The sequence below is a fragment of the Nocardia jiangsuensis genome (assembly GCF_042650385.1).
Taxonomy (GTDB): Bacteria; Actinomycetota; Actinomycetes; order Mycobacteriales; family Mycobacteriaceae; genus Nocardia; species Nocardia jiangsuensis.
This window is the reverse complement of sequence record NZ_JBHSAX010000033.1, coordinates 293,156-318,873: the sequence shown is the minus strand read 5'-3', so window position 1 is coordinate 318,873 and position 25,718 is coordinate 293,156. Positions and strand designations below refer to the sequence as shown.

Here is a 25,718-nt window from a genome sequence, read left to right as displayed (position 1 = left end):
GGTCACCGCCGAACCGTAGGATCGACCGGGTGAGCGAGACGGCAGCGGTGCATCTGGTGCTCGGCGACGAGGAGCTGTTGATCGAGCGCGCGGTGGCGACGGTGACAACCGAGGTCAGGGCGACCGCGCCGGATCCGGAGGCGGTGCCGGTGGAGCGCCGCCGGGCCGGCGAGGCCACCACCGCCGAGCTCGCGGAGATGCTGAGCCCCTCGCTGTTCGCCGAGGACCGGCTGATCATCCTGGAATCCGCCGCCGACGCAGGCAAGGAGGCGGTCACGCTCATCGGTGAGGCCGCCGCCGACCCGCCCGACGGTGTGGTGCTCGTGATCCTGCACTCCGGCGGTGGACGTGCCAAGGCGCTCGCCACCACCCTGCAGAAGGGCGGGGCGCGGGTGCACCACTGCGCCAAGCTCACCAAGCAGGCCGAGCGGGTCGACTTCGTGCGGGGCGAGCTCCGGGCGGCGGGGGTCAAGGCGGGCGGCGAGGTGGTGCAGGAGCTCCTCGACGCCGTCGGCTCCGATCTGCGCGAGCTGGCCGCCGCCTGCTCCCAGCTCGCCGCCGACACCGGCGGCAAGGTGGATGTGGCCGCGGTCCGCCGCTACTACTCCGGCCGTGCCGAGGTCAGCGGCTTCGATGTGGCCGAGCTCGCCGTGGTCGGCAACCGGGCCGCCGCCATGGAGGCGCTGCGCTGGGCCGACGATCGCGGCGTGCCGCACGTGCTGCTCGCCGACGCGCTCGCCGACTCGGTGCACACCATCGCCAGGGTCGGTTCGGCCGGCCGCGGTGACCCGATGCAGCTCGCGCAGCAGCTCGGCATGCCGCCCTGGAAGGTGAAGAAGGCCAAGGCGCAGGCCAGGGGCTGGAGTCCGGAGAAGATCGGCAGTGCCATGCGGGTCGTCGCCACCCTGAACGCCGATGTCAAAGGCGGCGCCGCCGACTCCGGCTACGCCCTGGAACAGGCGCTGGGCCGCATCTGCGACCTGCACGGCGGTAGCTGACTCGGCAGCCGGTCGTCAGCCGACCGGCAGCCGCTGCTCCACCTTCAGGTCGCCGAAGGTCACCGACTGCGTCATCGGCCGGAGCAGGAAGTCGTGCGGGAAACCGAGCTCGACCGCACTGGCCCGCTCCAGGCGGGCCCACTGCTCGGCGGAGAGCTCCACCTCGAGGGCGCCGAGATTGTCGGTGAGCTGGTCAAGTGTGCGGGCGCCGACGATCGGCGAGGTCACCCCGGGCCGGCGCAGCACCCAGGCCAGCGCCACTCGGGCCGGCGAGTATCCGGCCTCGCGGGCGATCTCACGCACCACCTCGGCGATGCCGAGTGCGCGCTCGGTGAGCGAGCCCGCCGACGCGGCCACATTGCGCCTGGTGCCCGCCGCGTCCGCGGAGACCTCGACATTCAGGTCGGCGCGGCTGTACTTGCCGGTCAGCACACCGCTGGCCAGCGGCGACCACGGGATGACGCCGAGGCCGAGTTCGCGCGCCATGGGCACCAGCTCGCGCTCGACGGTCCGCTCGACCAGGTTGTACTCGATCTGCAGTGCGATCAGCGGCGCCCAGCCGCGCAGGTCGGCGATGGCCTGCATGCGGGACACCTGCCAGGCGGGCGCGTCCGAGATGCCGACGTAGAGGACCTTGCCGGAGCGAACAAGGTCGTCCATGCCGCGCAGGATCTCCTCCACCGGGGTGCGGTAGTCCCAGGCGTGCAGGTAGAGCAGGTCGAGGTAGTCGGTGTTCAGGTTGCGCAGGCTGGCCTCCACCGAGGTCACCATGCTCTTGCGCTGGTTGCCGCCGGAATTGGGGTCGCCGGGGCGGCGCAGCATCGTGTACTTGGTGGCGATCACCAGGCTGTCCCGCCGGTCGGCGGCGAACTCGCCGAGGAAACGCTCCGAGGTGCCGTCGGTGTAGGCGCTGGCAGTATCGATGAAATTGCCGCCGCGGTCGACGTAGGTGTCGAAGATCGTGCGGGCCTCGGCGGCGTCGGCGCCCCAGCCCCAGTCCGAGCCGAAGGTCATGGTGCCCAGCGACAGCGGCGACACCCGCAGCCCCGAGCGGCCGAGCAGCCGGTAGTCGTCGAGGGCGCGCAGGTCGGTCATGTCGAACTCCTTGCCGGTCGAATGTCGTTGCGCCACCGAGTCTGCCGAGCCGGGAGCGGGCGGGTCAGGGAGACTTCTTCCTGGGAAGGCCGGTCCTACGCTCCGTACCATCGGGGTGATGACGAGCACGGTGGACACCACGCGGGAACTCGCCGCTTTCCTGCGCACCCGGCGCGAGCGCCTCACGCCCGGTGCGGCGGGGCTGCCGGTGCGCGAGCAGCAGCGGCGGACGCCGGGGCTGCGGCGCGAAGAGGTCGCCGAGCTCGCCGGGGTGAGCACCGACTACGTGGTGCGGCTGGAGCAGGGACGTGGGCTGCGGCCGTCGGTCGAGGTGCTCGAGGCGCTCGCCCGGGCGCTGCGGCTCACCGACTCCGAGCGGATCTACCTGTTCGATCTGGCGCAGCAGCGCCCGCCGAGCAGTGCGCAGCCGGAGCACGAGGTGCCCGCTCCCGCGCTGACCAAGCTCATCCGGGTGTTCTCGCCGCTGCCCGCCATGCTGGTGAATCACCGCTGCGACATCCTGGCCTGGAATCCCGAGATGGCCGCGCTGCTGCTCGACTTCGCCGCGGTGCCGGAGCGGCGGCGGAACGCGCTGTGGCTCTGCCTCATGCACCCGGAGCTGCGGGATCGCTACGGCGATCGGGAGCGGATCATCCAGGACGGCATCGCCGACCTGCGGGCCGCGTGGGCCGCGCACCCGGACGACCCCGCGCTGGCGGCGATGATCGCGGAGCTCACCGCGACCAGCCCGGAGTTCGCCCGCAACTGGGACCGGCGCGACGTCCTGGTCCGTGGACGCGGGCGGAAGCCGCTGCGCCACCCGGTGGTCGGCGATCTGATGGTCGAGTTCGAAGTGCTGCTCTCGCAGCAGGACCCGGACCAGCGGATAATCGTCTACCACGCCGCCGACGCCGCCTCGGAGGCCGCGCTCGCCCGCCTCGGTTCGTAGCCGCGGCATCCGGCTTCCCCGACACCGGAACGGCCGGGCGATCGCCCGGCCGCACCGGAGGAAGAACTCACTCCCCGGACGTGAGTACCAACCCCTCTTCCTCCACGTCCGACTCCTCGAAGCGCCCGTCCCACTCCTCGTACGACGGCACGTCCTCGTCCCGGGTGACGATCCACTCCAGTGCGTAGCCACCCTCGTCGTCGGGCACCATCACATTCTCGATCTTGATGCCGATACCGAGCACCTCGGCGGCCCGGATCACCTCCGGCAGATCCTCGGCTCGGACCACGGTCTGATTCGCGTACACGGTCACCATGTGCGGAATCGTAGCCAGCGCGACGGACACCGCGCGGAACCGCGCGCGGGCGATCCACCGGCACCACCACCGCCGCCGAACCGCCGGTGGACACGACAAAAGCCGCCGTGGTCATCGAGGCCACGGCGGCGGCGTACCGCGGGCGCTACGACAGCGCCCGGACGATCAGATCTTGTTGAAGGCCAGCGCCAGCGCGGACTTCTTGTTGGCCGCCTGGTTGGCGTGGATGACGCCCTTGGAGGCAGCCTTGTCCAGCTTGCGGCTGGCGAAGCGCAGACGCTCGGCCGCCACATCCTTCTCGCCGGAGTCGGCGGCCTCCCGGAAGCTGCGGATCGCGGTGCGCAGCGCCGACTTCACCGACTGGTTGCGCAGCCGCGCCGCCTCGTTGGTGCGAATCCGCTTCAGCTGGGACTTGATATTGGCCACGCCGGTATCCTCTGGTTCCTGTCGGTTAGGTGTGCTTCGGAAGCTCTTGCGCATGCGGTGGTCGTACCGGAAGCGGTGCGGACCAGCAGGTAACGCTGCGCCGAAGGTCGAGGTTACCAGCAGCCCGCGCGCGGACGAAATCGCGGCCCCGTCCTTCGTAGCGCGAAATTAACCTGCGTCTCACGAGAACCGGACACGGGCATTGCAGTCTCGGAAGATGACCGCGCTGCATCCGACCACGACGACCGGCGTCTTCGACGGCTACGGCCCCGGCCGGTTCCGCGAGGCCTTCGACGAGATGTTCACCCCGGACGGCGCGGTGCGGCAACCCTACGCGGGGCTGTTCGCCGCGCTCGCCCCGATCCACGCCGACGAGCTGGCCGCGCGCTTCGACGCGCTCGGACGCGCCTTCGTCGACCAGGGCATCACCTTCTCGCACTCCGGCCAGGAGCGGCCGTTCCCGCTGGACCTGGTGCCCCGGGTGCTCGCGGCCGCGGAGTGGTCGGAGCTGGAGGCCGGGATCAGGCAGCGGGTGCGGGCGCTGGAGCTCTTCCTCGCCGACGTCTACGGCGAGCGGCAGATCCTGCGCGAGGGGGTGATCCCGAAGCGGCTGGTGACCTCCTGCGCGCACTTCCACCGCGCGGCGGTCGGGGTGGCGCCGCCGAACGGCGTGCGGATCCACGTGGCGGGGATCGACGTGATCAGGGACGAGCGGGGCGGCTTCCGGGTGCTGGAGGACAACCTGCGCTCGCCGTCCGGCGTCTCCTACGTGATGGAGAACCGGCAGACGATGGCCAGGGTCTTCCCCGACCTCTTCGGCTCGCACCGGGTGCGCGCGGTCGGCGACTACCCGACGCACCTGCTGCGCGCGCTGCGGGCAGCGGCCGCGCCGAACGAGGCCGACCCGACGGTGGTGGTGCTGACGCCCGGCGTGCACAACGCGGCCTACTTCGAGCACTCGCTGCTGGCCAGGCAGATGGGGGTGGAGCTGGTCGAGGGGCGCGATCTCTTCTGCCGGGACAACGTGGTCTACATGCGCACCACCGCGGGCGAGCGGCAGGTGGACGTGATCTACCGGCGGATCGACGACAGCTACCTGGACCCGATGCACTTCCGCCCGGACTCGGTGCTCGGCATCCCCGGGGTGCTGAACGCGGCGCGCGCGGGCACGGTGGTGATCGCCAACGCGGTGGGCAACGGGGTCGGCGACGACAAGCTCGTCTACGCCTACCTGCCCACCATCATCGAGTACTACCTGCGGGAAGAGCCCGTCCTGCGCAATGTCGACACCTTCCGCTGCTGGCTGGACTCCGAGTGCGCGGAGGTGCTCGACCGGCTGGACGAGCTGGTGGTCAAGCCGGTCGAGGGCTCCGGCGGGTACGGCATCGTGATCGGCCCGGACGCCTCGCGCGCCGAGCTGGCCGCGGTCGGGCAGAACATCAGGGCGAACCCGCGCGGCTGGATCGCGCAGCCCGTCGTGCAGCTCTCGACGGTGCCGACGAAGGTCGACGACGCGCTCGTGCCGCGCCACGTCGACCTGCGGCCGTTCGCGGTCAACGACGGCGAGCAGATCTGGGTGCTGCCCGGCGGGCTGACCCGGGTGGCGCTGCCCGCGGGCTCGCTGGTGGTGAACTCCAGCCAGGGCGGCGGCAGCAAGGACACCTGGGTGCTCTCCGCGCAGTCCGCCCCGGCCGACCGCGAACTCGGCGGCGGTGAGCTGGTCGCCGAGCCACCGCAGGCCGACGCCTTCGAGTCCGACCGGCAGCCGACCCCCGCGCAGGCCGGGCAGCAACAGCAGCAGCAACAGCAGGCGGCCCGTGCGGGCGGGCCGGTGACCGGAGGGAGCACCTGATGCTGGCCAGGAACGCGGAATCGCTCTACTGGATCGGCCGCTACGTGGAGCGCGCCGACGACACCGCCCGGATCCTCGACGTCGCCGTGCACCAGCTGCTGGAGGACGCCACCGTCGACCCGGACCGCACCTCGCGGCTGCTGCTCCGGGTGCTCGGGATCGAGCCGCCCGCCGGGGTGCTCGACGTCTGGTCGGTGACCGAGCTGGTGGCGTTCAGCCACGCGCACGGCGGCTCGATCGTGGACTCGGTCGCGAAGGCGAGGGAGAACGCGCGCGGCGCGCGGGAGGTGACCTCGGGGGAGATGTGGGAGTGCCTGAACGCCACCTACAACGGGCTGGCCGCCGCCGAGTCCGCGGCCCGCGGCCTCGGCCCGCACGAGTTCTTCCACTTCGTGAAGGGCCGCGCGGCCATGTTCGCCGGGCTCTCCGACTCCACCCTGAGCCGCGACGACGGCTACCGCTTCCTGCTGCTCGGCCGGGCCATCGAGCGGGTCGACATGACGGTGCGGCTGCTGCTCTCCCGCGCCGGTGACCGCACCTCCTCGCCCGCCTGGGTGACGGTGCTGCGCTCGGCGGGCGCGCACGACACCTACCTGCGCACGCACCGCGGCGCGCTGGACGCCAACCTGGTGGCCGAGTTCATCCTGCTGGACCGGCTCTTCCCGCGCTCGGTGTTCCACTCGGTGCAGGTGGCCGAGGCCTGCCTGGCCGAGCTGGACCAGCGGCCGAGCAGCCGGGTCGGGGCGCGGCACGAGGCGCAGCGGCTGCTCGGCCGGGCCCGCAGCGAGCTGGAGTTCCTGGCGCCGGGGGTGCTCCTGGAGAACCTGCAGGCCCGGCTGCTCTCGCTGCAGCGCACCTGCCGCGAGGTGAGCGAGGCGGTGGCGCTGCAGTACTTCCACGCGGCGCCCTGGGTGGCCTGGACCGACCTGCAGGTCAGCCACGATCAGCTGGTCGGCGCGGAGGGGGAGCTGTGAGCTGGCGGACCAGGGTGGTGCACACCACCGACTACGTGTACGAGGCGCCGGTCACCCGGTCGTTCAACGAGGCGAGGCTGACCCCGCGCGGCGACCACAGGCAGAACGTGGTGCTGAACCGGGTGGAGACGGTGCCCGCCACCCGCTCCTACCGGTACACCGACTACTGGGGCACCGCGGTGACCGCCTTCGACCTGCACGCGCCGCACACCGAGCTGCAGGTGATCGGCTCCTCGGTGGTGGAGACCGACCCCTTCCCCGGCCCGGCCGAGGAGCTGAGCTGGGACGAGTTGCGCACCGACGCGGTGGCCGACCGCTTCGACGAGCTGCTCGCGCCGACGCCCTACGTCCCGCTCGACGACGACCTGCGCGCGGTCGCCGCCCAGCTCGCGCGGACCGACTCGCCTGCCGAGGCGGTGGTGCGCGCGGCGGAGTGGGTGTACCGGGAGATGGACTACACCCCGGCGAGCACCTCGGTGCACACCTCGGCGGTGCAGGCCTTCGCCGAGCGCCGCGGCGTCTGCCAGGACTACGCGCACCTGACCCTGCTGCTGCTGCGCGCCATGCGGATCCCGAGCCGGTACGTCTCCGGGTATCTGCACCCGCAGCCGTCGGCGGAGATCGGGGCGACCGTCGAGGGGCAGTCGCACGCCTGGATCGAGGCCTGGACCGGGCAGTGGTGGGGGTACGACCCGACCAACGACATCGCCATCAACGAGCAGCACGTCGCGGTCGGCGTCGGCCGGGACTACTCCGATGTGCCGCCGCTCAAGGGCATCTTCTCCGGCGGCGGCTCGACCGATATGCGCGTGGTGGTGGAGATCACCCGGCTCGCGTAGTAATTTCACTACCGCTCGACCTCTCAGCAAATATGCAGTTTCCTCTGGAAGCGCGAGGTGGCGGTATGTCTCCCACGGCACAGGAAATCGTCGAAGAAGCCGTCGAGCAGCGGCCGATTCCCGATGCGAAGAAGTGGGGTGCCGAGGCGTTCGGCACCTTCGTCCTGGTGATCGGCGGTGTCGGCACCGCCGTCATCGCCGGTCAGCGGGTCGGCGCGCTGGGGGTCGCGCTCGCCTTCGGGCTCACCCTGCTCTTCCTGGTCTATGCGATCGGGCCGATCTCCGGCTGCCACGTGAACCCTGCGGTGACCCTCGGGCAACTGCTGCTCGGCCGGCTCGGCGTGGTCAGCGCGATCGGGTACTGGATCGCCCAGGTGATCGGCGGGCTGCTGGCCGGGCTGGTGCTCTTCGCGCTGGCGAAGAACCTGCCGAGCTACGACCGCGCCGTCGACGGCCTCGGCGCCAACGGCTGGGGCGCGCACAGCCCCTCGGCCACCACCGGTCCGCTCGGCATGGTGGTGATCGAGGACGGCTACGGCCTGGCCGCGATGATCATCGTCGAGGTCATGCTCACCGCGCTGCTGGTCTTCGTGGTGCTGGCCTCCACCGACCAGCTCTCCGACCTGCCCCTGGCAGGCATCTCGATCGGCTTCACCCTCGCGGTGATCCACCTGATCTCGATCCCGGTGGACAACACCTCGGTGAACCCGGCGCGCAGCATCGCGGTCGCGCCGTACCAGGACGGCGCGATGGGGCAGCTCTGGGCGTTCATCGTGTTCCCGCTGCTCGGCGGGGTGCTCGGCGCGCTGCTGTACGGGCTGCTCTTCGGCCGCTCGCGGGACATGATCTCCTGAGCGAACGGGCTCAGTGCCAGCCGTACTCGGCAACCAGCCGGTGCGCGACCAGGTCGAAGGTCTTGCGCGCCAGCACCGCGCCCTCGCGCCTGATCCCGGCCTCCGGGACGTCGAGCACCCGGTCCAGCCGGACCCAGCTCGGCCTGCCGTCGTGGTCCCAGTTCCCGCTGCCGATGCCGATCCAGTCCGAATCGTGCGCGCGCTCGGCGTTCGAGGAGAGCATCAGCCCGAGCAGGGTGCGCCGGTCCCGGCCGACCACGAGCACCGGGCGGTCCTTGCCGTTGCTCGGGTCCTCCTCGAACGGCACCCAGGTCCAGACGATCTCACCGGGATCGGCGCGGCCGTCCAGCTGCGGGGCGTAGACGACCTGCCTTGCCCGCTCCGCCGTCGGCACCGGCACCGAGGCGGTCGGCCGCACCGAGACGTTCCTGCGCCGAGCACCGGAGAGCGAACCGAGCAGCCGCTCCACGATTTTCGGTCCCTGCTGCCTGACGATCTTCGGGCCCTGCTGCCTGGCGATGGTGCCGAGCTGCTTGCCGATCGTGTTCCAACTTCGGGCCATCCCGGAAGGATAACGGCCAACCGCCGAGGTCGCCCGCACAGTGGTCATGGGACGATGGGCGCTGCCCCCGCCGACCACAGCCGAGGAGTGGAGTGCCCGCCAGCTTCGCCGACACCACATTCACCGATCCGTCCCGGATCCGGAACTTCTGCATCATCGCCCACATCGACCACGGCAAGTCGACGCTGGCCGATCGGATGCTGCAGCTCACCGGAGTGGTCGAGGAGCGGGCGATGCGCGCGCAGTACCTCGACCGGATGGACATCGAGCGCGAGCGCGGGATCACCATCAAGGCGCAGAACGTCCGGCTGCCGTGGCAGCTGGACGGCACCGACTACGTCATGCACCTGATCGACACCCCAGGCCACGTCGACTTCACCTACGAGGTGTCGCGCGCCCTGGAGGCCTGCGAGGGCGCGGTGCTGCTGGTCGACGCGGCGCAGGGCATCGAGGCGCAGACGCTGGCGAACCTGTACCTGGCGCTGGACAAGGACCTCACGGTCATCCCGGTGCTGAACAAGATCGACCTGCCCGCCGCCGACCCGGACCGCTATGCCGCCGAGATCGCGCACATCATCGGCTGCGAGCCGGACGACGTGCTGCGGGTGTCCGGCAAGACCGGGGCCGGGGTGTCGGAGCTGCTGGACGAGGTGGTCAGGACGATCCCCGCGCCGCAGGGGCAGGCGGATGCCCCGGCACGCGCCATGATCTTCGACTCGGTCTACGACACCTACCGCGGCGTCGTCACCTACGTGCGCGTGGTGGACGGCAAGCTGACCCCGCGCGAGAAAATCAAGATGATGTCCACCGGCGCCACCCACGAGCTGCTGGAGATCGGCATCGTCTCGCCGGAGCCGAAGCCGACCGCCGGGCTCGGCGTCGGCGAGGTCGGGTATCTGATCACCGGCGTGAAGGACGTGCGGCAATCCAAGGTCGGCGACACCGTGACCGCGGCCCGCAACGGCGCCAGCGAGCCGCTCACCGGCTACCGCGAGCCGCGCCCGATGGTCTACTCCGGGCTCTACCCGGTGGACGGCTCGGACTACCCCAACCTGCGCGACGCGCTGGAGAAGCTGCAGCTCAACGATGCCGCGCTGACCTTCGCCCCGGAGACATCGGTGGCGCTCGGGTTCGGCTTCCGCTGCGGCTTCCTCGGACTGCTGCACATGGAGATCACCCGCGAGCGGCTGCAGCGCGAGTTCGACCTGGAGTTGATCTCCACCGCGCCGAACGTGGTGTACCGGGTGGAGATGGAGGACGGCGCCGAGCAGGTGGTGACCAACCCGTCCTTCTGGCCGGAGGGCAAGGTGCGCTCGGTGTACGAGCCGGTGGTGAAGTGCACCATCATCTCGCCGAGCGAGTTCATCGGCTCGATCATGGAGCTGTGCCAGGCCCGCCGCGGCGAGCTGGGCGGAATGGACTACCTCTCCGAGACCAGGGTGGAGCTGCGCTACACGCTGCCCATGGCGGAGATCATCTTCGACTTCTTCGACTCGCTGAAGTCGCGCACCCGCGGCTACGCCAGCCTCGACTACGAGGAGTCGGGCGAGCAGGTCTCGCAGTTGGTCAAGGTGGACATCCTGCTGCAGGGCGAGGCGGTGGACGCGTTCAGCGCCATCGTGCACCGGGACGCCGCGCAGGCGTACGGCCACAAGATGACGACCAAGCTGCGCGAGCTCATCCCGCGGCAGCAGTTCGAGGTGCCGATCCAGGCTGCCATCGGCGCGAAGATCATTGCGCGCGAGAACATCAGGGCCATCCGCAAGGACGTGCTGGCCAAGTGCTACGGCGGTGACATCAGCCGCAAGCGCAAGCTGCTGGAGAAGCAGAAGGAAGGCAAGAAGCGGATGAAGACGATCGGCCGGGTCGAGGTGCCGCAGGAGGCCTTCGTCGCGGCGCTCTCCTCGGACGCCGCCGCCGACAAACCGAAGGACAAGAAGTAGCACCGGACCACTGGTCCGGTAAGCCCGCTCGAAACGGGGCTTTCGTTCGGCTCGCGCCTTTGGCAAGGTAGGGGTGCTCACCACAACCGAGCGCTGCGAGCGGCGGAGAATATGACAGCTCCCGGCCCGCGAAATAGGGTGGGGCCGACTCCGCGGGCGCCCGGTGTGGTGTGCCGCAGGAAATCGAGAGCTGGAGCTTCAATGACGCGTGATCTGCCCTTCGACGACGACGAGACGGGCGAGCGCGGGGGCGGGGACACCGCATACCGTGTGGCCAACGGCGTCGCGCGCACCGCGCGCGCGGGCGCCTACGTCACCGGCGGCGCACTGGTCGCCGCCAATGGCGGTGGCGTTCCGGCCCAGCCGGGGTCGGAGCAGCACCTGGACAGCTGGAACGCGGGCTGGGCCAGGAGCAGTGATCCCGATCCCGACGTTCCGAGCCCGGTACTGACCTTTCCGGACCCGGGTCCGGCCGGCACCGCGCCGCAGCCGGTCGCGCACCCGGGCCCGAACGCGCCGGCCCCGCTCCCGGTCACCGAGGCCACGCTGCCCGTGCCCGGGCTCCGCTTCGGCACGCCGCCCGGGACCGACAGCATGGTCACCGGTGTTCCCACCGGCCCGGGCTGGGAGGGCACGACGACGCCGGCGCTGGACTTCGGCCACCCGACCGGCGCCGGCCAGATCCCGCTGACCCCCGGCTGGGATTCCGCCGCGGCCGGCCCGACCCCCGGCTGGTCCGGGCACGAGTTCGAGCTGCCGGGCACCGGGATGCCGCTCTTCCAGGCTCCCGAGATGCCGAGCTGGTGGGAGGGGATCGGTGGCGGGCCCGATGACGACGACCAGGCCGACGGCTTCGGCCTCCCGGCGCACGGCCTCGGCCAGGCCGGGCACGGATTCGGCACGGGCGACATCACTTTCACCGCACCCGGCGCCGATCCGCTCGGCTTGACCCGGATGTCGGATGCCGACCCGGTGCGCACCGAGGACGGCCAGCACGGGCACCACGACTCCGGCACGCCGGGAACAGGTTTCGGCGGCGGGCTCTTCGACGGGATCGGCAGCGACCCGTTCGGGCTCTACGTCGGCATCGAGGCGGGGGCGGAGATCGACACCCACTTCACCGTCGACTTCGGCCTCGGGCCGCAGGGCGCCTACCTCTACACCGATCTGCGGGTGGAGGCATCCGCCGGGGTCACGGTGCAGACCGCGGCGGGCACCGGCATCGGTGACCAGCTCGACCGCTTCGGCGAGTGGCTCGGCTCCACGCCCGGTACCGGGCGCACCGGCACCGAGGGCGCGCTGCCCGGTGCGAGCGGCTCCGGGCTGAACTCCGGGCTCGGCGGCTCCGGTGCCGGCGCCCCGGCGAGCCCCGGCTTCGTGCCGCCGCCGGTCCAGGCCGCCACCGCGCCCGCACCGCAGCCCGCACCGGTCGCGCCCGCCGCGGTGCCGATCGCCGTCGCCCCCGCCGTCGTCGCGCCGCCGGTGGTGGCCGCGACCCCGCTGCAGACCACCATCCAGCCGGATGCCGCGAGCACCCCGATCGCCAACGTGCTGGCGCCGCCGCCGGGGCCGTCGCCACTCACCGCGCCCGCCGCCGACCTGCCGCTGCTCTTCCCCGCCGTGGTGCAGCCGCCGCTGCGCCCCGAGCCGAGCACGCCCGCCGGCACCGATCACACTGCGCCGCACACGGATCCGGCCACCCCCGGTACCGGGCTGCCGACCACGGTCACCCGGACCACGGTGCAGGTGCCCTCGGCCGAGCCGAGCACCCCGGCCCCCAGGCCGGGCACCGAGACCGGCGTGACCACCAAGCCGGCGCCGTCCACCCTCCCGGACGTCACCGTCACCCGAACCCCGCCGACCGGTGACAGCGACCCCACCCGCCCGAGCCAGGGCAGCACCGCCCCGGGCGCCGACGCCACCACCCCCGGCGGCGGCGCGGGCAGCACCGCGCCGACCGCGCCGACCACCCGCCCCGAGGCCCCGACCCGGCCGAGCACCCCGGACCAGCAGCCGGAGCCCGGCCGCCCCGGCACGGGCGGCGAAACCGGCTCGCCCGGCACCGGCCGCCCCACCGCGGGCGGCGACACCGGCGGACCGGGCACCGGTTCGGCGCCCACGGTCGACCTGCCGACCGATCCGGCACCCACCGGGGTCAAGCCGCCGCCGGCCGCGGATCAGCCCGGTACCCTTCCGACCGTGGACAATCCGTCCATCCCGACGCCGCCGAATCCGGCCACCCAGCCGAAGCCGAGCGCGCAGGGCATCGCGGACGACGGGCACGCGCACTCGCACTGGTGGCAGCTGCCCGCGCTGACCGATCACGCCCCGCACACACTGGCGGCGAGCGAGTTCGGCGCCACGGCCGGGTTCGGCTACGGTGACCCGCTGCATCCGCTGCCCGACGACCACAACGGCGCGCTGCTGTAGGAGCCGGACCGAGCGGTTTCGTACCGCGCCGCTGCGAACGGCGGTCCGATGCACCACTATGGCTGGAAACATCGCGGCGCCGGTCGGCATCGCGACGATCGAGAGTGAGGAGACCGGCTTGTCTGCCGTAGCCGGGCTTGAGGCCGCGACGGCGAAGAATCCGGAGGTCATGGCGCCGCTCATCCGGATCCTCGAGGATCTCAGGGAGACGGCCCGGTTCGCCGGGCGCGAGGATCTGAACGGCCGCATCGGCATGGCGCTGGCCAAGCTCAGCGATCCGCGGGTGCGGCTGGTCGTGGTCGGCCGGCCGCGGTCCGGGATGAGCACCGTGGTGAACAGTCTGATCGGGGCCCCGGTGAGCGTCACCGACGGCAACGGCGTCCCGGTGATCGTCGAGTACGGGCCGGAATCGGCTGCGGTGCTGGTCAAGTCGACCGCGCCGGGGCGCACCGAGCGCACCCCGATCGACCCGCGCGGCGCCGCCGCCGCGCTGGCGGCCACCGACGGCGTCGTCCGGATCGAGTACACCGAGCCGAGCCCGTTCCTGGCCGACGGCATCGTGCTGATGGACGCGCCCGGCTCGACCGGCGACGACCACATCTCCTGGTCGATGATCGCCGCCGCCGACGCGGTGCTCTACGTGACCGACGCCGGCGCCGAGTTCGACGCCGAGCAGCTGGAGCGGCTGGACCGCATCCACCGGGTCTGCCCGACCGTCGTCTGCGTGCTCACCAAGATCGACCAGTACCCGCACTGGTCCGGCGTGCAGCAGCGGAACCGGGACCTGCTCGACTCGGCCGGGCTCGGCCTCGCGGTCGCGCCGATCTCCGCGCAACTGCACCTGGACGCGGTCGCCGACGGCGACTACCACCGGGACATCGAGTCCGGGCTGCCGCAGCTCGTCGACCACCTGCGCGACTTCGTCGTCGCCCGCGCCGACGTGGTGGCGCGGGACGCCGCCATCGGCGACATCCGGCTGATCGCCGGACATCTCGAGGGCTCGCTGCGCACCGAGCAGGAGACGCTGCGCGACCCGCGCAGGCGCGCCGAGATCACCCGGCGACTATCGCTGGCCAGGGACGAGGCCGACCAGCTCCGCCAGCGCACCGCCAACTGGCAGGTGACGCTGGTGGACGGCAGCACCGAGCTGATGGCCGATATCGAGCACGACCTGCGGCATCGGCTGCGCAGCCTGGTGCGCGACGCCGAGGCCGAGATCACCGAGAGCGACCCGGCCACGCGCTGGAAGGAGTTCGCCGCCGACCTGGACGCCAGGATCTGCGAGGCGGTCGAGGAGAACTTCGTGGTCGCGCACTACCGCTCGGTGGAGCTGTGCGAGCAGGTGGCGGGGAAGTTCCCGGCGCACCACCGGATGCCGCCGCTGCCCGACCTGCGGCTGGCCAACCCCGGCGAGGTGCTGGAGGAGGTGGCCCCGCTGGAGCCGCTGGAGAGCGGCAAGCCCGGCGTCACCCAGCAGTTCCTCTCCGCGCTGCGCGGCTCCTACGGCGGCATCCTGATGGTCGGCCTCGCCACCAGCCTGCTCGGCATGTCGCTGGTGAACTGGTACTCCGCCGGCGCCGGCGTGCTGCTCGGCGTGAACGCGCTCTGGGACGACCGCAAGGCGCGCAAGCAGCGCCGCCGCGCCGAGGCGAAGGTCGCGGTGGCCCGGCTCATGGACGACGTGGTCTTCCAGGTCGGCAAGGAATCCAGGAACCGGCTGCGGGCGGTGCAGCGCGCGCTCCGCGACCACTTCACCGAGCTGGCCACCGAGGTGCTCCGCGGCGCCGACGAGGTGCTGCGGGTGTCCTCGGAGGCCGAGGGCCGCTACGGGCACCGGCGCGCGGAGCGCCTCGCCGAGCTGGAGCGCCACCTCGACGAACTGCGCGGCGTGCGCGGCCGGGCCGAGGCGCTGGCGCCCTTCTGACCCGGCGCTCGCACCTGGCCGCACCACGGCGGGAAGCGCCCTTCCCGCCGCGGCGCTCGCGCCATCCGGCCGCTCAGCGCGCGGGCGCGGGCGGGGAGTGCGCGGGCTGGAAGTAGCCCGCGTCGCGCGTCTGCTCCGCCCTGATCACGTGCGTGACCGCGTTGATCAGTGCCAGGTGGGTGAAGGCCTGCGGGAAGTTGCCCAGGTGCCTGCCGCTGCGCGGGTCGATCTCCTCGGCATAGAGCCGCAGCGGGCTGGCCAGCCCGAGCAGCCGCTCGCAGAGGTGCTTGGCCCGCTCCAGCTCGCCGATCTCCACCAGCGCCGAGACCAGCCAGAACGAGCAGATGGCAAAGGAACCCTCCGCGCCGGAGAGGCCGTCGTCGGTGGTTTCGGTGTCGTACCGCAGCACCAGCCCGTTCACCGTGAGCCGGTCGGCGATGGCGAGCACGGTGGCCCTGATCCGCTCGTCGGCCGGGGGCAGGAAGCGGACGAGCACCGCGAGCAGCAGTGAGGCGTCCAGGGTGTCGCTGCCGTAGGCCTGGGTGAGGACGCCTTCGGCGTTCACCCCGTTGGCCAGCACGTCGGCCTTGATCTCCTCGGCGATCCCGAACCACTCGGCGGCGTGCTCGGCCTGGCCGTGCAGCTCGGCCAGGCGGGCGCCGCGGTCCAGCGCCACCCAGCACATGATCTTGGACGAGGTGAAGTGCTGCGGCTCGCCGCGCACCTCCCAGATCCCGCGATCCGGATCCCGCCAGTGCTCGACCGCCGCCCGCACCTGCCGCTCCAGCAGCGGCCAGAGCGTCTCCGGCACCTGCTGCCTGGAGCGCACGTGCAGGTACACCGAGTCCAGCATGGTGCCCCAGATGTCGTGCTGCACCTGGTCGTAGGCGGCGTTGCCGACCCGCACCGGGCGCGCGCAGTCGTACCCGGACAGGTGGTCGAGGGTGCTCTCGGTGATCTCCAGCTCGCCGCCGATGCCGTAGAGCACCTGCAGCGGAACGGGTTCGCCGTCCGGGCCGGTGGCGACGTCGTTGAGGAAGGCGAAGAAGTCGTCGGCCTCGCGGTCGAGCCCGAGGGTGTAGAGCCCCCAGAGCGCGAAGCTGGAATCGCGCACCCAGCTGTAGCGGTAATCCCAGTTGCGTTCGCCGCCGGGGGTTTCCGGCAGCGAGGTGGTGCCCGCGGCCATCAGCGCGCCGGTCGGGGCGTAGGTGAGCCCCTTCAGCGTGAGCGCGCTGCGCTGCAGGTAGTTGCGCCACGGGTGGTCGGGGAACTTGCCGAGCGTGATCCACTGCCGCCAGCACTCGATGGTGGCCCACATCTTCTGCGCCGCCTCGGCGTAGCTCTTCGGCGGGGGCAGCTCCGACCAGGTGAGCGCGACGAAGATCTCGTCGCCCTCGACCATCCTGGTCCGCGCCCGCGCCTCCCTGCCCTCCAGCCCGAGCCGCAGGTCGGAGGTGAGCGTCAGCGTCGGCCCCGCCTCTGGGTTCGCCGCCATGGTCGCGGTCGCCTCCTCGTAGACCTTGCCGGTGTACTCCCAGCGCGCGGCGGCCCGGTGGTAGTCGAAGGCGGGCTCGCAGCTCATCTCCAGCTCGACGGTGCCGTTCACGCACTTCACGGTGCGCAGCAGCATGTGCTCGGCGTCCCAGTCCATCGGGGTGCGCCGGTGCGTGCGGCTGCGCTGGTCGTTGTTGTGCCACGGCCCGAGCACCAGCGCGTCCCGGACGATGAGCCAGCCGGTCTCGGTCTGCCAGGTGGTCTCCAGGATCATGCCGCCCGGCAGGTAGCGCCTGGCAGCCGGGACGTTGCGGCCGTACGGCCCGATCCGGAAGTGGCCCGCGCTGCGGTCGAGCACGGCGCCGAAGATGCTCGGCGAGTCCGGGCGCGGCACGCACATCCACTCCACCGCGCCGTTGCTGGCGATCAGGCAGGTGGTCTCGCAGTCACTGAGGAAGGCGTAGTCGTCGATCGGCGGGAAGGCGCCGTAGCGCCGCGCCTCGATGGTCGGGTTGAGCAGCGGCACCTCGCCGCCGCCGGCCGCGGCGGGCAGGGCCCCGGCCGGGGGTGCGTCGTCGAGCGCGGTCTCTCGGGGGTGATCAGTCGGCGCCATACCCCCATGATGCCGGGTCGTTCCCGGTATCGGCCGCGACCACTAGGGTGGGGGCGTGGAGCAGATCGCAGGCTGGTGGGACGGGTTCGAACTCTGGGTGGCGGGGCTGCCGTTCATCCCGCAGTTCGTCGTCGTCCTGCTCGGCATGGTGCCGATCAGCGTCGCCATCGCCATGGGGCTCGACCGCACGCTGCGCGCGGTGCTGCACCTGCTCGGCCGGGACGGCAAGCCGGAGCAGGGCGCCCCAGGGCGCACCGACCCGCCCGCCGACCCCGCCGCCGACGGCGGCCACCGGCATGCCGATCCGGCCGCGCACAGTGAGCCGCCCCGCGGCGCGGGTGCCGCGCCGATCATCGCCGCCCGGCCCGCCGAGCTCGTCGGCCCGCCGCTGACCGCCGCCGCGGGCCCGGCCGGGGTGCGCTGATGCCGCGCTCGCGGGTGCAGCTCGCCCTGGTCGCGCTGCTGGTGCTGCTCGTGGTGGCCTGGCTGCTGACCCGCTGACCCGCTGACCACCGAACACCTGCCTGCTGCCCGCTGACCGGCTGACCCGCTACTTGCGCGCTGGTCAGCGAGATGAACTTCGGCGCCTTCCTGGCCCAGGCCGACGACTACGAGCGCTCCGGCGACCTGCCGCCCGCGGTCTTCATGTGCACCCGGACCGACGCCTCCACGTCCTTGCAGAACGAACATCTCGGGAACATTCGGGGCACATCCAGAATCTCGGCGCAGTCCTGGCGCAGCTGGTGCAGCGTGCGGAACTGGCGCTCGTCCACCCGCACAGCCGTCGCGAGGTAGAGCAACCGGTGCCTGCGCTCGCGCAGCAGCCCGATACCGTGCGCAGCACGGTGTCGAACCCGGCCGGCGAACGCAGCGTCACCAGTGCGGTGCGGTCGGCCGGGTGCTCCCAGGCGCGGGGGCTGATGCCGGGCAGGCGGGTGCGGAGCCGGTCCGGAGGAGCGGACGATATGCGGTTTCCCCCGATCATGTGAAACTCGTTCGAATCGAATAGCTATCGATGCTCTGCTACAGTCTGCCCGTGTCTCCGAGTGCCGTCCCGCAGGTCCGCCATGAATTGGCGTTGATCGCTGTCGGCAACCTCGCGGTCGCCGATATCCTCTGTCGGTGATCTGCGGGGTCACCGTCGCGTCCGTTCGATGAACCGGCGCGCATCCGGCGACGGTGCTCCGGAATAAGCGGGTCGTTTCGCGATCCGGCGCGTCGTCTCGGATGTCCACCGCACCTCAGCAACCCCGTCGCGGTGGATCACACAGGAAGGTCCAGCGATGTCTCGCAGGTCGTTGTCCGCCGGTCGTACCCGGTCCCGTCGCAAGCCGCTCGCGGTCGCCCTCACGGCGCTCGCCGCCGTCGCGCTCACCGCCTGTGGTGGCGGCGCGAGCGATTCCACCGAAGGCGGGGGCGCCGACGGCAGCGGTGGCACGCTGAACCTCTACGCCTACGCCGTGCCGAAGCCCGGCTTCGACAAGGTGATCCCCGAGTTCAACAAGACCGAGGCCGGCGAGGGCGTGCAGGTCCAGCAGTCCTACGGCGCCTCGGGCGACCAGTCCCGCAAGGTCAAGGACGGCGCCGCCGCCGACGTCGTGAACTTCTCGGTGGAGCCGGACATCACCCGGCTGGTCGACGCCGGGCTGGTCGATGCCGGCTGGAACGCCGGCGCGGACAAGGGCATCCCGTTCGGCTCCGTGGTCGCCATCGTGGTTCGCAAGGACAACCCCAAGGGCATCAAGGACTGGGACGACCTGCTGAAGCCCGGCGTCGAGGTGGTCACCCCGAACCCGTTCAGCTCGGGCTCGGCCAAGTGGAATCTGCTCGCTCCCTACGCCGCCAAGTCCGAGGGCGGCAAGAACCCGCAGGCCGGGCTGGACTACCTGAGCCGGCTGGTCTCGCCGGAGCACGTGAAGGTGCAGCCGAAGTCCGGCCGCGAGGCGACCGAGACCTTCCTGCAGGGCACCGGTGACGTGCTGCTGAGCTACGAGAACGAGGCCATCTTCTCGGAGCGCAACGGCGACCGGATCGAGCACGTGATCCCGCCGGTCACCTTCAAGATCGAGAACCCGATCGCGGTGCTGAAGAACAGCCAGAACCCGGAGAAGGCGAAGGCGTTCCGCGACTTCCAGTTCACCGCCGAGGGGCAGCGCGCCTGGGGCCGGGCCGGCTTCCGTCCGGTCGACCCGGCGATCGCGGCCGAGTTCGAGGCCGATTTCCCCACCCCGGTCAAGGAGTGGACGATCGCCGACCTCGGTGGCTGGAAGGCCGTCGACAAGGACCTGTTCACCGCGGAGACCGGCAAGGTCGCCGTCATCTACGACAACGCGACCAAGTGACGTCGTGACTCCGAGCACACGGGATACCGAACGATCGTGACGGAGAACAACGCATCCGGAGCCGGGCGTGCGCCCGGCTCCGAAGTTCCCGACAGTGCGCCCGGCACTCCGGCCAGGGGTACGGATCTGGCGGAGGCCGCCGCGCCGGTGCCCGAGCCCGCGGCGGCAGCCGCCGCGCCGGGTCCGGCGGTGATCACCGCTGCCGCGCCCGCGAAACCGCGCCGCGACCTCTCCTGGCTGAGGGTGACCGGGTCGATCGGCCCGCTCGGCATCGGCACCGCGGTGCTGTGGCTCAGCATCATCGTGGTGCTGCCGCTGGCGGCGCTCACCGTGACCTCGTTCGAGGACGGCTGGGCCGGTTTCTGGGACGCGGTGACGGCGCCCGCCGCGCTGGACTCGCTGCGCATCACCGTGTTCGTCTCGGTGATCGTCGCGGTGCTCAACGTGGTGATGGGCACGCTGGTTGCCTGGGTCCTGGTCCGCGACGACTTCCCCGGCAAGGGCGTGGTCAACGCGCTGATAGACCTGCCGTTCGCGCTGCCGACCATCGTGGCCAGCATCGTGCTGCTCTCGCTGTACGGCCCGGAGAGCCCGGTCGACATCCACCTCAACGCCACCCAGCCCGGCCTCGTCGTCGCGCTGGCCTTCGTGACGCTGCCGTTCGTGGTGCGCGCGGTGCAGCCGGTGCTGATCGAGGCCGACCGCGAGGTGGAGCAGGCCGCCCTCTCGCTCGGCGCGAGCAACTGGACCACGTTCCGGCGGATCGTGCTGCCGACGCTCGCCCCCGCGGTGCTCAGCGGCGGCGGCCTCGCCTTCGCCCGTGCCATCGGCGAGTACGGCTCGGTGGTGCTGATCGGCGGCAACATCCCGCGCGAGACCGAGATGGCGTCGCAGTACATCCAGAAGCAGATCGAGATCGATCGGCAGGTGAACGCGGCCGCGGTGTCGGTGGCGCTGCTCGCGATCTCGTTCGCGTCCCTGTTGCTGCTCCGCCTGCTGGCCGAGCGCAGCTCCCGGCGGGAGGCGGCGAGCCGATGAAACTCTCCCTTCCGGCCAGACTCTCGCTGCGCGTGATCGCGCTCGGCTACCTGTTCGTGCTGCTGGTGCTGCCGCTGCTGGTCATCCTGTGGCGCACCTTCGAACGCGGCATCGGGGCGTTCTACGAGTCGGTCACCACGCCGGCCGCGATCTCGGCGTTCCAGCTCTCGCTGATCATCCTCGTGATCGTGGTGCCGGTGAACGTCGTCTTCGGCATCGTCACCGCGCTGGCGCTGGTGCGCGGCAAGTTCCCCGGGCGCAGCCTCGTGCAGGGGATCGTCGACCTGCCGTTCGCGGTGTCGCCGGTGGTGGTCGGCGTCTCGCTGATCCTGCTCTGGGGCGTCGGCGGCTGGTTCGGCGGGCTGGCGAACATCGGCATCACCGTCATCTTCGCGCTTCCCGGCATGGTGATCGCGACCATCTTCGTGACGCTGCCGTTCGTGGTGCGCGAGGTGGAGCCGGTGCTCCGCGAGATCGGCGACGAGCAGGAGCAGGCCGCGGCCACGCTCGGCGCCTCCGGCTGGCAGACCTTCTGGCGGGTCACGCTGCCCGCGATCCGCTGGGGGCTGACCTACGGCGTCGTGCTCACCGTCGCCCGCTCGCTCGGCGAATTCGGCGCGGTGATCATGGTCTCCTCCGCGCTGCCCGGCAAGTCGCTCACCCTGACCCTGCTGGTGCACGGCCGCTACATCAACGACCACAACGTGTTCGGCGCCTACTCCGCCGCCACCGTCCTGATGGCGCTCGCCCTGATCACCCTGCTGCTCATGACCCTCCTCGACCGCAAGCGGAGCTCCCGATGACGATCACCGTGACCAACGCGAACAAGCACTACGGCACGTTCGCCGCGCTGGACGACGTCACGCTGGAGATCCCCTCCGGGGAACTCACCGCGCTGCTCGGCCCCTCCGGCTCCGGCAAGTCGACGCTGCTGCGCTCGATCGCCGGGCTGGAATCGCTGGACTCCGGCGTGGTGGTGATCGCCGACCGCGATGTCACCCGGGTCCCGCCGCAGAAGCGCGACATCGGCTTCGTGTTCCAGCACTACGCGGCGTTCAAGCACATGACGGTGCGCGACAACGTCGCCTTCGGGCTGACCATCCGCAAGCGGCCGAAGGCCGAGATCAGCAAGCGGGTGGACGAGCTGCTGGGCATCGTCGGGCTGGACGGCTTCCAGCACCGCTACCCGGCGCAGCTCTCCGGCGGGCAGCGGCAGCGCATGGCGCTGGCCCGCGCGCTCGCCGTCGACCCCAAGGTGCTGCTGCTGGACGAGCCGTTCGGCGCGCTGGACGCCAAGGTCCGCGCCGACCTGCGCAAGTGGCTGCGCCGGCTGCACGAGGAGGTGCACGTGACCACGGTCCTGGTCACGCACGATCAGGAGGAGGCGCTGGACGTCGCCGACCGGATCGCGGTCATGAACAAGGGCCGGATCGAGCAGGTCGGCAGCCCCGAGGACGTCTACGACCGGCCGGCCAACGAGTTCGTCATGTCCTTCCTCGGCGAGGTGGCCCGGCTCAACGGCCACCTGGTGCGCCCGCACGACATCCGGGTCGGCCGCGACCCGGGCATGGCGCTCGCCGAGAACGAGGGCACCGCCGATTCCGCGGGCGTCACCCGCGCCACCGTCGAGCGGGTGGTCCGGCTCGGCTTCGAGGTCAGGGTCGAGCTCCGCAACGCGGCCACCGGCGACCTCTTCGCCGCCCAGGTGACCCGCGGTGACGCCGAGGCCCTCCGCCTGGCCGACGGCGAGACCGTCTACGTCCGGGCGACCCGGATTCCGGAGATCTAGGCCGCGATTTCGCGGCGCGGGGCGGGGTACGTCATCACGTACCCCGCCCCTCTGCTGTCGGCAGGTTGACGTTACCGCGTGTAGGTGTAACCATGGGGAACAGTTAAAGCCGACTACGAGAGGCAGTGACGACGATGTCGACAGCCGAGAAGCCCTTCGCGGATACCGACCTCGCGCGGGCCAACGAATACGCCGCGAAGCTGCTGCTGTTGTCGGAAGGGTCGGTCAACAAGAACTTCGACCCCTTCACCGACATCGACTGGGAAAACCCGGACTTCGCCGCCGACACCGGCGAGGAGCGCTGGATCCTGCCGCCCTCCGCCGACCCGCTGGGCAGGCACCCGTGGTACCTGGCGCTGCCGAAGGAGCGGCAGATCGAGATCGGCAAGTACCGCCAGGCGAATATCGCCAAGGTCGGGCTGCAGTTCGAGGCCATCCTGATCAGCGGCATGATGCAGCACGTCTTCGGGCTGCCGAACGGCTCGCCGGAGTTCCGCTACTGCTCCCACGAGATGATCGAGGAGCACAACCACACCCTGATGTTCCAGGAGATGGTGAACCGGATCGGCGTCGACGTGCCCGGCATGGGCCCACTGGTCCGCCAGCTGCGGCACCTCGCGGTGCCGGTCGCGGTGAACTTCCCGAACCTGTTCTTCATGGCGGTGCTGGCCGGCGAGGAGCCGATCGACCACATCCAGAAGGACATCCTGCGCTCCACCGACGACATCCACCCGATCATGCGCGGCGTGATGGCGATCCACATCGCCGAGGAGGCGCGGCACATCTCCTTCGCGCACGAGTTCCTGGAGCAGCACGTCCCGGAGCGCAACGCCCGGCAGCGCTTCGTGCTCTCGCTGGCCATGCCGCTGATCATGTGGATCCTCGGCCGCGCCATCGCGACCCCGCCGCGCACCTTCTTCGACGAGTTCGACGTGCCGGAATCGGTGCGCAAGGAGCTGTTCTACGGCTCCGACGAGGCCAAGAAGGTCTTCGCCGACTACTTCGGTGACGTCCGGATGCTGGCCGAGAAGATCGGCATGATGAACCCGATCTCCCGGCGGCTGTGGAAGGCGCTCGGCATGAACGGCCACGTCACCCGGTTCCGCTCCGAGCCGCTGCGCCTGGTGAAGACCGCCTGACATGCCCTACGTCGTCACCCAGTCCTGCTGCAGCGACGCCTCCTGCGTCTACGCCTGCCCGGTGAACTGCATCCACCCGACGCCGGACGAGCCGGACTTCGCCACCGCGGAGATGCTCTACGTCGACCCGGCCGCCTGCGTCGACTGCGGCGCCTGCGCCTCGGCCTGCCCGGTGGACGCCATCACCTCGTCGAAGAAACTGACGCAGGAGCAGCAGCCGTTCATCGAGATCAACGCGGATTTCTACCGCCAGGCCAGGCCGCGTCCGCTGCTGGCCCGGCCGGTGCCGGCCGCGCGGATCGAGACCGAGCGCAGCCCGCTGCGGGTGGCGATCGTCGGCTCCGGCCCGTCCGCCATGTACGCGGCCGACGAGCTGCTCACGCAGCCGGACGTCGCGGTGACGGTGCTGGACCGGCTGCCGGTGCCGTACGGCCTGGCCAGGCACGGGGTCGCGCCGGACCACGCCAGGACGAGGCAGGTGAGCGCGCTCTTCGACGTGATCTCCGCGCAGCCGGGCTTCGGCTCGTACCTGAATGTCGACATCGGCGCCGATATCGCGCCGGCCGAGCTCGGCGACCACTTCCACGCGGTGATCTACGCCGTCGGCGCCTCCACCGACCGCAAGCTCGGGATCCCGGGGGAGGGGCTGCCGGGCACCGTCTCCGCCACCGACTTCGTGGCCTGGTACAACGGCCACCCCGACCACGCGCACGCCGGGTTCGACCTGGACCAGCGGCGTGCGGTGATCGTCGGCAACGGCAATGTGGCGCTGGACGTCGCGCGGATCCTCACCGCCGACCCGGAGACCCTCGCGGCCACCGATATCGCGCCGTACGCGCTGCGCGCGCTGCGGGAGAGCGGAATCGAGGAGGTGGTGGTGCTCGGCAGGCGCGGCCCGGCCGAATCCGCCTTCACCGTCCCGGAGTTCGTCGGGCTGCTCGGCGCCGACGTGGACATCGTGATCGATGGCGAGCTGCCGCCGATCACCCCGGAGCTGCCGTACCGGGTCGAGCAGAAGCTGCGGCTGCTGCACCAGGTGGCGAAGCGTCCGGTCGGCGCCCGGCGGCGGATCGTCTTCCGCTACCTGGCCGCGCCGACCGAGATCGCCGGCACCGACCGGGTCACCGGGCTCGAGCTCGCCCGCACCGCGCTGACCACCGGCGCCGACGGCCGGGTGACCGCCGTGCCCACCGGCGAGGTCGAGCGGCTCGACGCCGGGCTGGTGCTCACCTCGGTCGGGTACCGCGGTGTCGCGGTGCCGGGGCTGCCCTTCGACGAGGCGCGCGGGGTCGTGCCGAACGAGGCGGGCCGGGTACTCACCGAGCCGGGCGGGGCGCCGGTCCCCGGCAGCTACGTCACCGGCTGGATCAAGCGCGGCCCGACCGGGTTCATCGGCACCAACAAGTCCTGCGCGCAGGAGACGGTGCGGCAGCTCGCGGCGGACTTCAACGCCGGGCTGCTCGGCACGCCGCCGCGCGGCGCCGACGAGTTCGACCGGCTGGTCCGGCTGCGGGCGCCGCGGGTGCGGCCGGGCGGCGCGGCGCTACCCGCGACCAAGCGGTCGCGGTTCCGCGGCCTGCTCACACAGGGCTGATCGGGCGAGTTTCGCAATCCGGACCGGGCAGCCTGCGCGATTCGGCCGCGATCCGCGAGCTATTTGCCGGTTCTGCCGGCCCGAGATGTCGATCAGGTGACGAAAATCGCCGGATCTCGCGCTTCGGGCGTACGATCGGCAATGGGTCAGCTACTCCCCCCAACGGCTGGCCCGCATCGCGGCTCGAACCCCCCTGCGAGCCGCGCTTCGAGTAGGCGCCGCCGGACTTCCCCCCAGGTCCGGCGGCGCCACCTTCGTTTATGGCTATCTATTGGCTACCGACCGGTCGGTCATCGCCCCCGGCTTCCTTCGCCGGTGGGCTTCGTGTCGACGCCTTCGATCGCTGACCGATAGCCAGCTGCTGCCCGACACGCTCGAACGGTGAAACGAGCCGACCGGTCCGAATCCGCTCTCCGCTGGGGTTTTGGCCTACGGCGCTGACCGGTCGGCCTAATAATGCGGTGCGTCATACCAATTCAGCATGCCTTCGGACCAGGAACAGCTAATCTGTAGTGGCTGTGCGGAAGACGACCGCGGCCACCCGGGT

General features: G+C 71.4%; 22 protein-coding genes and 1 pseudogene. 17 read left to right on the top strand and 6 right to left on the bottom strand.

Annotated features, from left to right (window positions below):
- The first annotated feature begins 29 nt into the window (after positions 1 to 29).
- On the top strand, positions 30 to 998 hold the full coding sequence (holA, locus tag ACFO0B_RS30100; protein ID WP_378616814.1) for a DNA polymerase III subunit delta: 969 nt from the start codon (positions 30 to 32) through the stop codon (positions 996 to 998).
- A gap of 15 nt (positions 999 to 1,013) precedes the next feature.
- On the opposite strand, the gene ACFO0B_RS30095 is transcribed toward holA, so the two are convergent.
- On the bottom strand, positions 1,014 to 2,093 hold the full coding sequence (locus ACFO0B_RS30095) for an aldo/keto reductase (protein ID WP_378616812.1): 1,080 nt from the start codon (positions 2,091 to 2,093) through the stop codon (positions 1,014 to 1,016).
- A 118-nt stretch (positions 2,094 to 2,211) separates the two neighbouring features.
- On the opposite strand from ACFO0B_RS30095, the gene ACFO0B_RS30090 reads away from it, so the two are divergent.
- A complete protein-coding gene (locus ACFO0B_RS30090) occupies positions 2,212 to 3,042 on the top strand; it encodes a helix-turn-helix domain-containing protein (RefSeq protein ID WP_378616810.1) in 831 nt (276 codons plus the stop codon).
- Positions 3,043 to 3,109: 67 nt separating this feature from the next.
- Here ACFO0B_RS30090 and ACFO0B_RS30085 read toward each other — a convergent pair whose 3' ends face one another.
- Positions 3,110 to 3,358: a hypothetical protein gene (locus tag ACFO0B_RS30085; RefSeq protein ID WP_233016539.1), complete on the bottom strand. Its 249-nt coding sequence runs from the start codon at positions 3,356 to 3,358 to the stop codon at positions 3,110 to 3,112.
- 165 nt (positions 3,359 to 3,523) lie between these two features.
- Complete coding sequence (gene rpsT, locus ACFO0B_RS30080; protein ID WP_233016540.1) at positions 3,524 to 3,784, bottom strand: 30S ribosomal protein S20; 261 nt, start codon at positions 3,782 to 3,784, stop codon at positions 3,524 to 3,526.
- A 217-nt stretch (positions 3,785 to 4,001) separates the two neighbouring features.
- Here rpsT and ACFO0B_RS30075 point away from each other — a divergent pair, with 217 nt between their 5' ends.
- The 4 genes from ACFO0B_RS30075 (at position 4,002) to ACFO0B_RS30060 (ending at position 8,303) form a co-directional block, all read left to right on the top strand.
- Positions 4,002 to 5,636, top strand: a complete 1,635-nt coding sequence (locus ACFO0B_RS30075) for a circularly permuted type 2 ATP-grasp protein (RefSeq protein WP_378616807.1) — start codon at positions 4,002 to 4,004, stop codon at positions 5,634 to 5,636.
- Positions 5,636 to 6,610 carry an alpha-E domain-containing protein gene (locus tag ACFO0B_RS30070; protein ID WP_378616805.1) on the top strand — a complete coding sequence of 325 codons (975 nt, stop codon included), beginning with the start codon at positions 5,636 to 5,638 and terminating at the stop codon, positions 6,608 to 6,610. The genes ACFO0B_RS30075 and ACFO0B_RS30070 overlap by 1 nt, the downstream gene beginning before the upstream one ends.
- Positions 6,607 to 7,449, top strand: a complete 843-nt coding sequence (locus ACFO0B_RS30065) for a transglutaminase family protein (RefSeq protein WP_378616803.1) — start codon at positions 6,607 to 6,609, stop codon at positions 7,447 to 7,449. Before ACFO0B_RS30070 ends, ACFO0B_RS30065 begins: the two co-directional genes overlap by 4 nt.
- 65 nt (positions 7,450 to 7,514) lie before the next feature.
- Positions 7,515 to 8,303: an aquaporin gene (locus ACFO0B_RS30060; RefSeq protein ID WP_378616801.1), complete on the top strand. Its 789-nt coding sequence runs from the start codon at positions 7,515 to 7,517 to the stop codon at positions 8,301 to 8,303.
- A gap of 10 nt (positions 8,304 to 8,313) precedes the next feature.
- On the opposite strand, the gene ACFO0B_RS30055 is transcribed toward ACFO0B_RS30060, so the two are convergent.
- The gene (locus ACFO0B_RS30055; RefSeq protein WP_378616799.1) at positions 8,314 to 8,865 is read right to left on the bottom strand and encodes a type II toxin-antitoxin system PemK/MazF family toxin; all 552 of its coding nucleotides are present in this window, start codon (positions 8,863 to 8,865) and stop codon (positions 8,314 to 8,316) included.
- A 92-nt stretch (positions 8,866 to 8,957) separates the two neighbouring features.
- Between ACFO0B_RS30055 and lepA the strand changes: the two genes are divergently transcribed.
- From lepA to ACFO0B_RS30040, 3 genes are all read left to right on the top strand, one after another.
- Positions 8,958 to 10,808 (top strand): translation elongation factor 4, encoded by a 1,851-nt coding sequence (gene lepA, locus ACFO0B_RS30050; RefSeq protein ID WP_378616797.1) that lies wholly within the window; start codon positions 8,958 to 8,960, stop codon positions 10,806 to 10,808.
- Positions 10,809 to 11,009: 201 nt separating this feature from the next.
- Positions 11,010 to 13,238: a hypothetical protein gene (locus ACFO0B_RS30045; RefSeq protein ID WP_378616795.1), complete on the top strand. Its 2,229-nt coding sequence runs from the start codon at positions 11,010 to 11,012 to the stop codon at positions 13,236 to 13,238.
- A gap of 118 nt (positions 13,239 to 13,356) precedes the next feature.
- Positions 13,357 to 15,162, top strand: a complete 1,806-nt coding sequence (locus ACFO0B_RS30040) for a dynamin family protein (protein ID WP_378616793.1) — start codon at positions 13,357 to 13,359, stop codon at positions 15,160 to 15,162.
- 73 nt (positions 15,163 to 15,235) lie between these two features.
- Here ACFO0B_RS30040 and ACFO0B_RS30035 read toward each other — a convergent pair whose 3' ends face one another.
- Positions 15,236 to 17,269 carry a glycoside hydrolase family 15 protein gene (locus ACFO0B_RS30035; RefSeq protein WP_378616791.1) on the bottom strand — a complete coding sequence of 678 codons (2,034 nt, stop codon included), beginning with the start codon at positions 17,267 to 17,269 and terminating at the stop codon, positions 15,236 to 15,238.
- Between the two features lie 55 nt (positions 17,270 to 17,324).
- Here ACFO0B_RS30035 and ACFO0B_RS30030 point away from each other — a divergent pair, with 55 nt between their 5' ends.
- On the top strand, positions 17,325 to 17,693 hold the full coding sequence (locus ACFO0B_RS30030) for a hypothetical protein (protein ID WP_378617316.1): 369 nt from the start codon (positions 17,325 to 17,327) through the stop codon (positions 17,691 to 17,693).
- 251 nt (positions 17,694 to 17,944) lie between these two features.
- Here the strand turns inward: ACFO0B_RS30030 and ACFO0B_RS30025 are convergent.
- Positions 17,945 to 18,254, bottom strand: a pseudogene (locus ACFO0B_RS30025) (hypothetical protein); the annotation flags it as partial.
- A 51-nt stretch (positions 18,255 to 18,305) separates the two neighbouring features.
- Between ACFO0B_RS30025 and ACFO0B_RS30020 the strand changes: the two are divergent.
- The 7 genes from ACFO0B_RS30020 (at position 18,306) to ACFO0B_RS29990 (ending at position 25,171) form a co-directional block, all read left to right on the top strand.
- The gene (locus ACFO0B_RS30020) at positions 18,306 to 18,395 is read left to right on the top strand and encodes an Ms4533A family Cys-rich leader peptide (protein WP_357021258.1); all 90 of its coding nucleotides are present in this window, start codon (positions 18,306 to 18,308) and stop codon (positions 18,393 to 18,395) included.
- A gap of 157 nt (positions 18,396 to 18,552) precedes the next feature.
- Entirely contained in the window at positions 18,553 to 19,611 is a 1,059-nt protein-coding gene (locus ACFO0B_RS30015) for a sulfate ABC transporter substrate-binding protein (RefSeq protein ID WP_378616789.1), read from the top strand.
- Between the two features lie 189 nt (positions 19,612 to 19,800).
- Entirely contained in the window at positions 19,801 to 20,649 is an 849-nt protein-coding gene (gene cysT / locus ACFO0B_RS30010; protein WP_378617295.1) for a sulfate ABC transporter permease subunit CysT, read from the top strand.
- Entirely contained in the window at positions 20,646 to 21,452 is an 807-nt protein-coding gene (cysW, locus tag ACFO0B_RS30005; RefSeq protein WP_378616787.1) for a sulfate ABC transporter permease subunit CysW, read from the top strand. The genes cysT and cysW overlap by 4 nt, the downstream gene beginning before the upstream one ends.
- Positions 21,449 to 22,438 (top strand): sulfate/molybdate ABC transporter ATP-binding protein, encoded by a 990-nt coding sequence (locus ACFO0B_RS30000; RefSeq protein WP_378616785.1) that lies wholly within the window; start codon positions 21,449 to 21,451, stop codon positions 22,436 to 22,438. Before cysW ends, ACFO0B_RS30000 begins: the two co-directional genes overlap by 4 nt.
- A gap of 134 nt (positions 22,439 to 22,572) precedes the next feature.
- Positions 22,573 to 23,577 carry an AurF N-oxygenase family protein gene (locus ACFO0B_RS29995; RefSeq protein ID WP_378616783.1) on the top strand — a complete coding sequence of 335 codons (1,005 nt, stop codon included), beginning with the start codon at positions 22,573 to 22,575 and terminating at the stop codon, positions 23,575 to 23,577.
- 1 nt (position 23,578) lies between these two features.
- Positions 23,579 to 25,171: an FAD-dependent oxidoreductase gene (locus ACFO0B_RS29990; protein WP_378616781.1), complete on the top strand. Its 1,593-nt coding sequence runs from the start codon at positions 23,579 to 23,581 to the stop codon at positions 25,169 to 25,171.
- Positions 25,172 to 25,718 lie beyond the last annotated feature (547 nt).

Coding starts and splice junctions, on each gene's coding strand:
- ACFO0B_RS30060 (WP_378616801.1), top strand. CDS start 7,515: ATGTCTCCCACGGCACAGGAAATCGTCGAAGAAGCCGTCGAGCAGCGG.
- ACFO0B_RS30075 (WP_378616807.1), top strand. CDS start 4,002: ATGACCGCGCTGCATCCGACCACGACGACCGGCGTCTTCGACGGCTAC.
- ACFO0B_RS30000 (WP_378616785.1), top strand. CDS start 21,449: ATGACGATCACCGTGACCAACGCGAACAAGCACTACGGCACGTTCGCC.
- ACFO0B_RS30035 (WP_378616791.1), bottom strand. CDS start 17,269: ATGGCGCCGACTGATCACCCCCGAGAGACCGCGCTCGACGACGCACCC.
- ACFO0B_RS30090 (WP_378616810.1), top strand. CDS start 2,212: ATGACGAGCACGGTGGACACCACGCGGGAACTCGCCGCTTTCCTGCGC.
- ACFO0B_RS29995 (WP_378616783.1), top strand. CDS start 22,573: ATGTCGACAGCCGAGAAGCCCTTCGCGGATACCGACCTCGCGCGGGCC.
- ACFO0B_RS30015 (WP_378616789.1), top strand. CDS start 18,553: ATGTCTCGCAGGTCGTTGTCCGCCGGTCGTACCCGGTCCCGTCGCAAG.
- ACFO0B_RS30095 (WP_378616812.1), bottom strand. CDS start 2,093: ATGACCGACCTGCGCGCCCTCGACGACTACCGGCTGCTCGGCCGCTCG.
- ACFO0B_RS30055 (WP_378616799.1), bottom strand. CDS start 8,865: ATGGCCCGAAGTTGGAACACGATCGGCAAGCAGCTCGGCACCATCGCC.
- cysW (WP_378616787.1), top strand. CDS start 20,646: ATGAAACTCTCCCTTCCGGCCAGACTCTCGCTGCGCGTGATCGCGCTC.
- ACFO0B_RS29990 (WP_378616781.1), top strand. CDS start 23,579: ATGCCCTACGTCGTCACCCAGTCCTGCTGCAGCGACGCCTCCTGCGTC.
- ACFO0B_RS30085 (WP_233016539.1), bottom strand. CDS start 3,358: ATGGTGACCGTGTACGCGAATCAGACCGTGGTCCGAGCCGAGGATCTG.
- ACFO0B_RS30070 (WP_378616805.1), top strand. CDS start 5,636: ATGCTGGCCAGGAACGCGGAATCGCTCTACTGGATCGGCCGCTACGTG.
- ACFO0B_RS30045 (WP_378616795.1), top strand. CDS start 11,010: ATGACGCGTGATCTGCCCTTCGACGACGACGAGACGGGCGAGCGCGGG.